Here is an 11,130-nt window from a genome sequence, read left to right as displayed (position 1 = left end):
ACGCGGTAGCGCCGATGGTAGTGTGGCATTCGCCATGCGAGAGTAGGACACTGCCAGGCACCCAATACAAGAAACCCTGCTCAATGAGCGGGGTTTTTTATTGCCTGAAAATCAGCAAATCGTCTGATTATTGACCTTTTATTACCTCTTCTTTTGCTGTTTAGTCTGTTTTCACTCCTCAATTTTCTCCGCAACTGCCATCGCCGCTGGCGGTGGTTGTCGCTATAATGGCCGCCCTCAAGCAAGGTGGTGGTATGAAAGCAGAATATTTACAGCGATTCGGGGGCATTGCCCGTCTTTATGGTCAGAACGCCCTGCGTTCCTTTAGCCAGGCCAAGGTCTGTGTGGTGGGGATCGGCGGTGTGGGCTCTTGGGCGGCCGAGGCGCTGGCCCGTGCCGGTATCAACCAGATCACCCTGATCGACATGGACGATATCTGCATCACCAACATCAATCGCCAGATCCACGCTATGCAGGGTACGGTCGGTCGCCTCAAGACCGAGGTGATGGCCGAGCGTATTCGCGCCATCAACCCGGATTGCGAGGTGATCGAGGTGGATGATTTCGTCACCGCCGATAACCTGGCCGAGCATATCAAGCGGGAGTTTGACTATGTGGTGGACGCCATCGACTCGGTCAAGGCCAAGGTGGCGCTGATTGCCTTCTGCAAGCGCAACAAGATCCCGGTGATCGTCGCGGGTGGTGCCGGCGGGCAGATGGATCCGACCCAAATCACCGTGGCCGATCTGGCCAAGACCATTCAGGATCCGCTCGCTGCGAAGGTTCGCTCCGACCTGCGCCGGTTGCACAACTTCAGCAAGAATCCGGCGCGCAAATTCGGGGTGGAGTGTGTCTTCTCAACCGAGCAGCTGAGTTATCCGGATGGCAATGGCGGTACCTGTCAGGCCAAAGCGGCCAGCGATGGCACCATGAAGATGGATTGCGCCTCCGGTTTTGGCGCCGTGACGCCGGTGACGGCAACCTTCGGGATGGTTGCCGCGTCCCGGGTATTGAAGAAGATTGCCGAGCGGGGCGCCCGCGCCGAGAAAGATAGCGGGAATGAAGAAGCTTGATCGATTGGCGAAGCCTAATCGACCGCTGAACAGAGCGGGTTAGACAGCCTGTTCCCGGATCGCCAGCACGATCGCTCTGAGCCCGTTACCCCGTGACGGGCTCAAGTGCTTCTCCAGCCCCAGTTCGGTGAAATAGCCTTCCATATCAAAGGCCTGGATCGCTACAGACGATTGGTGGTTGAGCGCTGCCAGCACGATGACGATAAGGCCCCGCACGATGCGGGCATCGGAATCACAAGCAAAGTGCCAGCAACCATCCTCGCTTTGCTCTCCCTTCAGCCACGCCTGGCTTTCACAACCCTTGAGGCGGAACTCCTCCTGCTGCCATTCGCCGGGTAGCGCTGGCAGCTGTTTGCCGAGCTGGATGATGAGCCGGTACTGGTTCTCCCAGCCGTGAGCGGCGGCAAACTGCTGGCGGATGGTGTCGGCGTTGGGCTCAAGGCCAATCTGGGTATAGCTTGCGAGGTCACTCATTCGGTTGTCTGCCTTAGAAGAAGTCACTGAGTTTGTGCAGGGCGGCCAGCAGGGCGTCGACATCATCCCGATTGTTGTAGCAAGCCAGCGAGGCGCGCATGGTGCCGCCGATCCCGAGCGACTCCATCAGCGGCATGGCGCAGTGATGGCCGACTCGCAGGGCGATCCCCTGCATGTCGAGCAGGGTAGCAGCATCTTGCGGGTGGATGTCGTCGAGCAAGAAAGAGACCGCACCGGCGCGTTGGCTGGGTTCGCCGACCAGACGCAACCCCGGCACCTGTTGCAGGCCAGCGACCAGATAGTCGGTCAGTGCCTGCTCATGTTGGGCGAGCCATTGCCGATCTTGCGCCATCACAAAGTCGATGGCGGCGGCGAGGCCGATAGCGCCAGCGATATGGGGGGTGCCCGCCTCGAATTTGAAAGGCAGGGTGTTGAAGGTGGTGCCGCTGAAACTGACCCGATCGATCATCTCGCCACCTGTTTGCCAGGGCGGCATCCGTTCCAATAGCTCGGTGCGGCCCCACAGCACGCCGATGCCGGTCGGGCCATAGAGCTTGTGGCCGGAGAAGGCATAGAAGTCGCAACCGATGGCCTGTACATCCACCTCGAGATGAGCCACCGCCTGGGCGCCGTCGATCAGCGTCACGGCGCCAACCGTTTTGGCGGCCGCCACCATCTCTTTGACTGGATTGACGGTGCCAAGGGCATTGGATACGTGGGCCACGCTCACCAGCCGGGTGCGTGGCCCCAGCATGGCGTGATAGGCGGCCAGATCGAGATCGCCCCGCTCATCGAGGGGGATAACCCGGATGACTGCGCCGGTGCGCTGGGCGACCAGCTGCCATGGGACGATATTGGCGTGGTGCTCCAGCGTGCTGAGGATGATTTCCTCCCCCGCCTTGAGCTCGCTCATCCCCCAGCTCTGGGCTACCAGATTGATCGCTTCCGTGGTGCCGCGGGTCCAGATCACCTCTTGGCTGCGGGGTGCATTGATGAAGCGGGCGACCGTCTCGCGGGCGGCCTCGAAGGCGCGGGTTGCGCGACCACTCAGCGCATGGGCTGCGCGGTGCACGTTGGCGTTGTCGGCCCCATAGTAGTGAGCGATGGCATCCAGAACCGCTTGCGGCTTCTGGGTGGTGGCGGCGTTGTCCAGATAGACCAGAGGGTGGCCGTTTACCTCCTGCGCCAAGGCCGGAAACTGGCTGCGCAGTTGGTCGTGCTGTTGCTGATTCATGTTCCCCTCATCATCTGGAAAAAGTCATCATCTCGAAAGGTCGGCCATGATCCTGAAAATAGCGCCCGAACACAAGGCGCGATAAGCCAGATGGGCGGTTGCCTGCCGTGCAGCAGGTACGGCTCGTCGGGTGATTTCTGGTACAATGCCGCCCCTCATCATAAGCCAAGAGATCCGGCCCATGAAGCTCAACCCCAATCAGAACGAAGCGGTCAAGTATGTCTCCGGCCCTTGCCTGGTGCTGGCGGGTGCCGGATCGGGCAAGACCCGCGTCATCACCAACAAGATTGCCTATCTGGTGCAGCAGTGCGGCTACAGTGCGCGCAACATCGCTGCGGTCACCTTTACCAACAAGGCGGCGCGGGAGATGAAGGAGCGGGTCGGCCAGACCCTGGGACGTAAGGAGGCGCGGGGGCTGATGGTCTCCACCTTCCATACACTGGGTCTCGATATCATTCGTCGTGAGCACAAGAGCCTGAATCTCAAGGCCAACTTCTCCCTGTTCGATGACACCGACCAGCTGGCGCTGCTGAAAGAATTGACTGAAGACGAGCTCGACAACGACAAGGACAAGCTCTCGGCCCTTATCAGCCAAATCTCCAACTGGAAGAACGACCTTATCCTGCCCGCCCGTGCCATGCGCATCGCCCGCGGGCCGGAAGAGGTGCTGATGGCCCAGCTCTACGAGCGCTATCACCGCCAGATGGTGGCCTATAACGCGCTGGATTTTGACGACCTCATCGTGATGCCGACCCTGCTGCTCAAGAGCAATCAGGAGGTGCGTGAGCGCTGGCAGAACAAGATCCGCTATCTGCTGGTCGATGAGTACCAAGACACCAACACCAGCCAGTACGAGCTGGTGAAGCAGATCGTCGGCGAGCGTGCCCGTTTTACCGTGGTAGGGGACGATGACCAGTCCATCTACTCCTGGCGCGGTGCCAAGCCGCAGAATCTGGTGCTGCTGAGTGAAGATTTCCCCAGCCTCAAGCTGATCAAGCTGGAGCAGAACTACCGCTCCAAGCGGCGGATCCTCAAGTGCGCCAACATCCTGATCGCCAACAACCCGCACGTCTATGACAAGGCGCTCTTCTCCGAGTTGGATGAAGGGGTGAAGCTCAAGGTACTGTTCGCCAAGAACGAGGAGCACGAAGCGGAGCGGATCGCCGCCGAGATGATGGGTCACAAGTTTATGAACCGCACCCGGTTCAAGGATTACGCCATCCTCTATCGGGGCAACCATCAGTCGCGCATCTTCGAGAAGGCGCTGATGACCAACCGGATTCCTTACCGTATCTCCGGCGGCACCTCGTTTTTCTCCCGCACCGAGATCAAGGACATCATGGCCTACCTCAAGCTGCTGGTGAATCCGGATGAGGACACCGCCTTCCTGCGGGTGGTCAACCTGCCGCGCCGCGAGATTGGCCCCACCACCCTCGAAAAACTGGGTCAGTATGCCAATCAGCGTGGCAAGAGCCTGTTTGCCGCCAGCTTCGAGCTGGGGCTGGAGCAACACCTCTCCGGTCGTGGCCTTGCGGCCCTGCAGGCATTTACCAACTGGCTGGTTCGCCTTGGCGATCAGGCGCTGCGTGGCAATCCGGTGGAGGCGGTGCGGGATATGATCAAGGAGATCCACTACGAAGAGTGGCTCTACGAGACCTCCCCCAGCCCGAAAGCGGCCGAGATGCGGATGCAGAACGTTTCTACTCTCTATCGCTGGATCACCGAGATGCTGGAAGGGGATGAGCTTGAGGAGTCGATGACGCTGGCACAGGTGGTCACTCGCCTCACCCTGCGCGATATGATGGAGCGCAACGAGGGGGAGGATGATGCCGATCAGGTGCAGTTGATGACCCTGCACGCCTCCAAGGGGTTGGAGTTCCCCTATGTCTACATGGTGGGGATGGAGGAGGGCTTGCTCCCCCACCAGACCAGCATCGATGAGGACAATGTGGAGGAGGAGCGGCGTCTCGCCTACGTGGGCATCACCCGGGCCCAGACCGAGCTGACCTTTACCCTCTGCAAGGAGCGGCGCCAGTTTGGCGAGTCGGTACGGCCAGAGCCGAGCCGCTTCCTGCTGGAGCTGCCGCAGGATGACCTTGAATGGGAAAACCAGAAGAAGGTGACTGCCGAGGAGCGCCAGCAGAAGGGGCAGATGGCGGTGGCCAATCTGCGCGCCATGTTCAAGAAAGATTAGGAGGTTGCGTTGCCGGGGGATAGCAGTGGAATGATGTCTGCTCCCGGCATGGGGGGAGATATATAGCGTCCTTGCCCCATCCGGCAGCCGATATCTATCAGCTTCTGTAACTGCTGCTGGTTCTCAATGCCTTCAACCACAAGGGTGTAATCGAGATCCTGACAGATATCCCGCATGGCGCGGATCAGCGCCAGATCTTTGGGGGACTGCAGCATCCGCTGGGTAAAGCTGTCATCCACCTTGATGTAATCTACCGGGAAATGGAACAGGGCGTTGAGGGAGGAGAAGCCGGTACCAAAGTCGTCCAGGCTGATCTGAATGCCCTTGGCACGCAGTTCATGCAGGGAGGCCAGCGCATCGGAATCCTGCCGCGACAGCTCCCGCTCGTTGAATTCAAAGATCAGATAGCCTGGTGCTATCCCCTCCTCATCGATAATGTCCACCAACCGCATGATGTGATCATGGTTGACCAGATGTTTGCCGGAGAGGTTGATGGCGACCTTGAACTTGCTCTGGCCCGAGATCGGAAGCCACACTTTCAGTTGCTGGCAGGTGTGGCGCAGGATCTGATAATCCAGCTCCAGAATCAGGCCACATTGCTCCGCCAGCGGAATAAAGTCGAATGCATCCTTCAGAATTCCCTCTTCGGTCAGCCAGCGCGCCATCACCTCCAGACCGGTCAGGCGGCTATCCTGTAGCCGGATCACCGGTTGGTAGTAGGGGACGATACGCCCTTCCCGCAGGGCCCGAGCCAGCATCTCTTCCGGCGAATTCCAGTTCTGGTTGATGCAATCATCCGAGTAGCTGACGATGCGGCTGCGGCCATTGCGTTTGGCCTGGTACATGGCCAGATCGGCCTGGTGGAGTAACTGGCTGATATCCGATGTCTGTTCGGACACACTCGATACCCCCAGGCTGACGGTAATACTCAGCTCATTGCCAAGCAGCCGGAACGGATAGGAGAGGCGGCTGATGATACGGTTGAGCACCGGGCTGATGTCATCTTCATGTTTGCTGCTATCGAGATAGATGACGAACTCGTCGCCCCCCAATCTGGCCACCATATCGTTTTGCCGGATGCAGGTCTGGAGGCGGCGGCTTACCTCCTTGAGCAGCTGATCACCAGCACTGTGGCCCAGGGTGTCATTGATCTGCTTGAAGTGATCCACATCGATGAAGATCACCGCAAACCCCGGTGACTTGTAGCGGTTGTAGTGGGTCATGGCTTGATTGAGGTGGTTCATCAACAGTGCCCGGTTCGGTAGCTGGGTCAGCGGGTCGTGAAGCGCATCGAATTGCAGCCGCCGTTCCAGCTCCTGATGCTGCTTGAGCTGCTTTTGCAGCCTGAGGTTGGTCTGACGCAGCTGTTGCAGCCGCTGGTTGATGGAGTCTTCACTATTGATGTCGTTAAGCTGCTGGCGGATCCGCTTCAGCTCCAACAGCAGGGTGAGCTGACCACGCAGGAAGTCGAGAAACAGCTTGTCGTCTGTCTCCAGCGGTTGCGCGGTGCTGATGATGAAGTGGGCGAAGTACTGTTGTTGCAGCCGTAGCGGCATGCTGTGCCAGTAGGTTGCCTCCCTGTTGACCTCGATATTGCTGGTGCTGTGGCACAAACCGCTGATGAATTCGTCGCTTTGACGAGGATGTGCGGGATAAATCTTCTCAAGCGTATGGCTGTGGAGCCTGACCAGCAGCATATCCTCAATGGCGAGCATCTGGCGCAGCACCGCCTCCAGCTGGGAGAAGAGCGCCTGACCGGGCAGGGTGTTGGCCAGTCGCATGATGCGGCTGATGCTCTCGATTTTCTTTTTCCAGTTCGGGTCTTTGCGGATCAGCGGAGAAGGCAGCTCGGTGAGATGGGAGCCCGCTTGGGTTTCGGTCAGCCGTTTGGATAGACACTCCAGCAGCAGGCGTAATGTGGGCAGGTCGGATGGTTCGCCGCGAGCCAGCAGCCACTGCACCTGACCATGTTCGATAGGAAAGACGCACCACCCTTCGGCCTCATCGAGCTGGGTGAGCTGATCGGTGATGTGGGACTGCTCCCGCCCCAGTTGTTGCTTGAAGGTATCGCTGATTTTGTAGGCGTAGAGCCAGTTCAGACCACTGTCGGAGAGGCCCAGCATGCCGAAATGCTGCAACGGGCAGAGCTGGTTTATCTGCTTTATCAGATCATCATAATCGCTGCTCTGCGCTGTAGGGGGAGCCGGAAAATCCATAATGGCAGAGACCAACGCCAGCAGAGGAGTTGAGTAGTGGGATTCGGTGGAATGGGGCGACATGAGCAACTCCCGACTATGCCTACCCTACAAGAGTAGTCGGAAGCCGATAGATTGAAAGGGCCGCAATTGCGGCCCTTTCAAATACTTAGAGGTTGTCAGTCATGTAGTGAATGGCGTTTTCAATCTCTTCGTCGCTGCAGCTCGCACAAGTGCCGCGTGGAGGCATCATGCCGGACTTGCCGGTGAAGCCTTCGATGGCATGTTTCTTGAGAGTATCAATGCCCTGAGCGATGCGAGGATCCCAGGCGGCCTTGTCACCCCGTTTGGGGGCACCGGCGGCGCCGGTGTCGTGACAGGCAAAGCAGGCGCCCTTGTATACCGTTTCGCCATCGCGGGGACCGGAAGAGGCGGCCGCCGTCGGTGCAGCACTCGCGCCGGCAATACCTTCCAGATCCTTGGCGGTATAGACCTGACCGATTGGTTTGATCCGCTCGGCAATGGCCTCCGGTGACATCTCATCGGCAGCAAGCACTGCCCCAGACAAGCTGGCGGCCGTCATCCCGACAGCCAGCAAATAGCTCAGTTTTTTCAACACGCTCATATACTCCCAGCAGTCTTTTATTATCCATGTAAACGACGGGATTATAACCGAATAGTTACAGCCATTTAAACGCTTGTGTGTGAAGTGTTAAACACTCTGCGTACAAAGTTTTGGCCGATATCACGGCAATTCGGGCGGTGGAGATAAAAAGAAACCCGGCATTCGCCGGGTTTCGGTTAACCAAGGGGTGAAACGGCCTATTTATCCCAGCTCAGGATCACCTTGCCGGAGTGGCCGGAGCGCATCGCATCGAACCCCTGCTGGAATTCGTCGATGTGGAATCTGTGGGTGATGATGGGGGAGAGATCCAGCCCGGACTGGATCAGGCTGGCCATTTTGTACCAGGTCTCGAACATCTCGCGGCCATAGATCCCTTTGATAAACAGCCCCTTGAAGATCACCTTGTTCCAGTCGATGGCCATGGTGGAGGGGGGAATGCCGAGCATGGCGATCTTGCCGCCATGGTTCATCTTGTCGAGCATCTCCTGGAAGGCGCTCGGGACGCCGGACATCTCCAGCCCCACGTCGAAGCCTTCGGTCATGCCCAGCTCGCTCATCACGTCGGCCAACTTCTCCTTGGCCACGTTGACCGCGCGGGTAGCGCCCATCTTGCGGGCCAGCTCCAGTCGATATTCGTTGACGTCGGTGATCACCACGTGGCGCGCACCCACATGGCGGCAGACGGCGGCGGCCATGATGCCGATGGGGCCTGCCCCGGTAATGAGCACATCTTCACCCACCAGATCGAAGGAGAGGGCGGTGTGCACCGCATTGCCGAACGGGTCGAAGATGGCAGCCAGCTCGTCCGGGATATTGTCCGGCAGCTTGAAGGCGTTGAATGCGGGGATCACCAGATACTCGGCAAAGGCGCCCGGGCGGTTGACGCCAACACCAATGGTGTTGCGGCAGAGGTGAGTGCGGCCAGCGCGGCAGTTACGGCAGTGACCGCAGGTGATATGCCCTTCACCGGAGACCCGATCGCCGATGGCGAAGCCGCGCACCTCCTGACCGATGGCGACCACTTCCCCAACATATTCATGGCCGACCACCATGGGTACCGGAATGGTCTTCTGGGACCACTCGTCCCAGTTGTAGATGTGGATATCGGTGCCGCAGATGGCGGTTTTGCGGATCTTGATCAGCAGGTCGTTGTGGCCGAGCTCGGGGGCCGGCACATCCGTCATCCAGATGCCGACCTCTTTGTGCAGTTTGGAGAGTGCTTTCATGGCTGTTCCTTCAATATGAATGCAGAAAAAAGGGGCTGCAGCCCCTTGATTCAAATCAGATAACGCCGAGTTCACGGCCGATGCGGATAAAGGCGTCGATCGCCTTGTCCAGCTGCTCGCGGGTGTGGGCGGCAGACATCTGGGTGCGAATGCGCGCCTGACCCTTGGGCACGACCGGGAAGGAGAAGCCCACCACATAGATGCCGGCTGCCAGCATGCGGCTTGCCATTTCGGAGGCCAGTTTGGCATCCCCCAGCATCACCGGAATGATGGCGTGGTCGGCGCCAGCCAGAGTGAAGCCAGCGGCGCTCATCCGTTCGCGGAAGTAACGGCTGTTCTCTTTCAGGCGGGCGCGCAGGTCGTGACCCTCGGCCAGCATGTCGATCACCTTGATGGTGGCGGCAACGATGGAGGGGGCCAGCGAGTTGGAGAAGAGGTAAGGGCGGGAGCGCTGACGCAGCCAGTCGATAACCTCTTTCTTGCCAGAGGTATAGCCGCCGGATGCGCCGCCGAGCGCCTTGCCCAGAGTGCCGGTGATGATGTCGACCCGATCCATCACGCCGCAATATTCGTGGGTGCCGCGACCGTTTTCGCCGATAAAGCCGACGGCGTGGGAGTCATCCACCATCACCAGCGCATCGTATTTGTCTGCCAGATCGCAGATGGATTTGAGGTCGGCGATGACCCCATCCATGGAGAAGACACCGTCGGTGGCGATCAGTTTGAAGCGGGCGCCATCGGCGTCAGCCTGCTTGAGCTGGGCTTCCAGCTCGGCCATGTCGTTGTTGGCGTAGCGATAGCGCTTGGCCTTGCACAGCCGCACGCCGTCGATGATGGAGGCGTGGTTGAGGGCATCGGAGATGATGGCATCTTCGGCGCCGAACAGGGTCTCAAAAAGACCGCCATTGGCATCGAAACAGGAGGAGTAGAGGATGGTGTCTTCGGTGCCGAGGAAGGCAGACATCTTCTGCTCCAGCGCTTTATGCTGGTCCTGGGTGCCACAGATGAAGCGCACCGAGGCCATGCCGAAGCCGTGGCTGTCGAGTCCCTGATGGGCGGCGGCGATCAGATCCGGGTGGTTGGCCAGCCCAAGATAGTTGTTGGCACAGAAGTTCAGTACCTGCTCACCGCCGACGGCGATGCTGGCCTGTTGGGCGGAGGTGATGATGCGCTCCTGCTTGTACAACCCTTCAGCTTGCACCTGGTTCAGTTGCTCGGTCAGGTGACGATAGAATCCGTTAGACATCCTCGATCCTTATTGGCTATTTCAGCTGCGTATCAACAGAGGGCGACATTTTACTGCAATCTGTTGCGGTAAATTCAAATGATTGTGCTGATATTCAACAAATGTGAAACAGATCTCACCCAGCTGGTTGGGCCAGCTGACGGTAGTGTTGTTCCAGCTGCTGGATCTGTCCGGCTACCTGGGGTTGCACATAGGGGCGCAGCAGGAACAGCACCTTCAACACGCCCTGATAGAGCAGAGGTTTGGTGATGCGGGTGTTGGGGGCCTGGGCAATCTGGAAGGGGATCCAGCAGGTCACCACCATCTTGATGGTCTGTCCCAGATCCGGCAGGTCTTCATCGCTGACATCGATAATGCCCCCTTCGCGCAGGCTTCTGAGCAGCGCGACCACGGAAGAACGCATCTGCTCCTGGGCCTTGAGGTACTTCTGTTGCAGCGGTTCGTCACGGCTCAGGATGTCCGGCAGGTTGGCGTAGAAGAAGCGGAACTGCCACATCAGATAGAAGATGGCATCGAGATAGCCCATCAGATCCTGCAGGGTGATTTCATGGTTGCGGGTCGGCACGAAGCTCTCGCTCAGGTGACGGGCATACTGGTCGAAGATGGAGTGGATGATGTCTTCTTTATTGCGGAAGTGGTAGTAGAGGTTGCCCGGGCTGATACCCATGTGCGCCGCAATGTGGTTGGTGGTGATGTTGCGTTCACCCTGATCGTTGAACAGCTCGGTCGCGCTGTGAATGATCCTGTCTCTGGTTTTCATCACTCATTCCTCCAACAGGTTCCGCTCGGGGCAGTTTTGAACAAGGTCGAATCCCCGGACGGCCCGTGATAAACTTTTCGGCAATTTCAAATTGGCTCACTAT

The 11,130-nt window shown here is 58.7% G+C and carries 9 protein-coding genes; 2 read left to right on the top strand and 7 right to left on the bottom strand.

Going from position 1 to position 11,130, the window contains the following annotated elements; translation table 11 throughout:
* Positions 1-254: 254 nt before the first annotated feature.
* Positions 255-1,073, top strand: a complete 819-nt coding sequence (gene tcdA / locus G5287_RS08875) for a tRNA cyclic N6-threonylcarbamoyladenosine(37) synthase TcdA (RefSeq protein WP_268011228.1) — start codon at positions 255-257, stop codon at positions 1,071-1,073.
* Positions 1,074-1,112: 39 nt separating this feature from the next.
* Here tcdA and G5287_RS08870 read toward each other — a convergent pair whose 3' ends face one another.
* Positions 1,113-1,547 carry a SufE family protein gene (locus G5287_RS08870; protein WP_227341642.1) on the bottom strand — a complete coding sequence of 145 codons (435 nt, stop codon included), beginning with the start codon at positions 1,545-1,547 and terminating at the stop codon, positions 1,113-1,115.
* Positions 1,548-1,560: 13 nt separating this feature from the next.
* On the bottom strand, positions 1,561-2,781 hold the full coding sequence (locus G5287_RS08865; RefSeq protein ID WP_227341641.1) for an aminotransferase class V-fold PLP-dependent enzyme: 1,221 nt from the start codon (positions 2,779-2,781) through the stop codon (positions 1,561-1,563).
* Positions 2,782-2,962: 181 nt separating this feature from the next.
* On the opposite strand from G5287_RS08865, the gene rep reads away from it, so the two are divergent.
* Complete coding sequence (gene rep, locus G5287_RS08860; RefSeq protein WP_227341640.1) at positions 2,963-4,975, top strand: DNA helicase Rep; 2,013 nt, start codon at positions 2,963-2,965, stop codon at positions 4,973-4,975.
* Here rep and G5287_RS08855 read toward each other — a convergent pair.
* From G5287_RS08855 to G5287_RS08835, 5 genes are all read right to left on the bottom strand, one after another.
* Positions 4,972-7,254 carry a putative bifunctional diguanylate cyclase/phosphodiesterase gene (locus G5287_RS08855; protein ID WP_421231175.1) on the bottom strand — a complete coding sequence of 761 codons (2,283 nt, stop codon included), beginning with the start codon at positions 7,252-7,254 and terminating at the stop codon, positions 4,972-4,974. The two genes, rep and G5287_RS08855, sit on opposite strands and share 4 nt — an antisense overlap.
* Positions 7,255-7,339: 85 nt before the next feature.
* Positions 7,340-7,795, bottom strand: a complete 456-nt coding sequence (locus G5287_RS08850; protein WP_227341639.1) for a c-type cytochrome — start codon at positions 7,793-7,795, stop codon at positions 7,340-7,342.
* A gap of 197 nt (positions 7,796-7,992) precedes the next feature.
* Positions 7,993-9,021 (bottom strand): L-threonine 3-dehydrogenase, encoded by a 1,029-nt coding sequence (tdh, locus tag G5287_RS08845; RefSeq protein WP_005340852.1) that lies wholly within the window; start codon positions 9,019-9,021, stop codon positions 7,993-7,995.
* A 55-nt stretch (positions 9,022-9,076) separates the two neighbouring features.
* Positions 9,077-10,267: a glycine C-acetyltransferase gene (locus G5287_RS08840; protein ID WP_005342487.1), complete on the bottom strand. Its 1,191-nt coding sequence runs from the start codon at positions 10,265-10,267 to the stop codon at positions 9,077-9,079.
* A 115-nt stretch (positions 10,268-10,382) separates the two neighbouring features.
* Complete coding sequence (locus G5287_RS08835) at positions 10,383-11,027, bottom strand: TetR/AcrR family transcriptional regulator (RefSeq protein ID WP_227341636.1); 645 nt, start codon at positions 11,025-11,027, stop codon at positions 10,383-10,385.
* Between the last annotated feature and the right edge of the window lie 103 nt (positions 11,028-11,130).

The sequence above is a fragment of the Aeromonas sp. 603079 genome (assembly GCF_049172135.1).
Lineage (GTDB): Bacteria > Pseudomonadota > Gammaproteobacteria > Enterobacterales > Aeromonadaceae > Aeromonas > Aeromonas veronii.
This window is presented reverse-complemented; position numbering and strand designations above follow the sequence as displayed.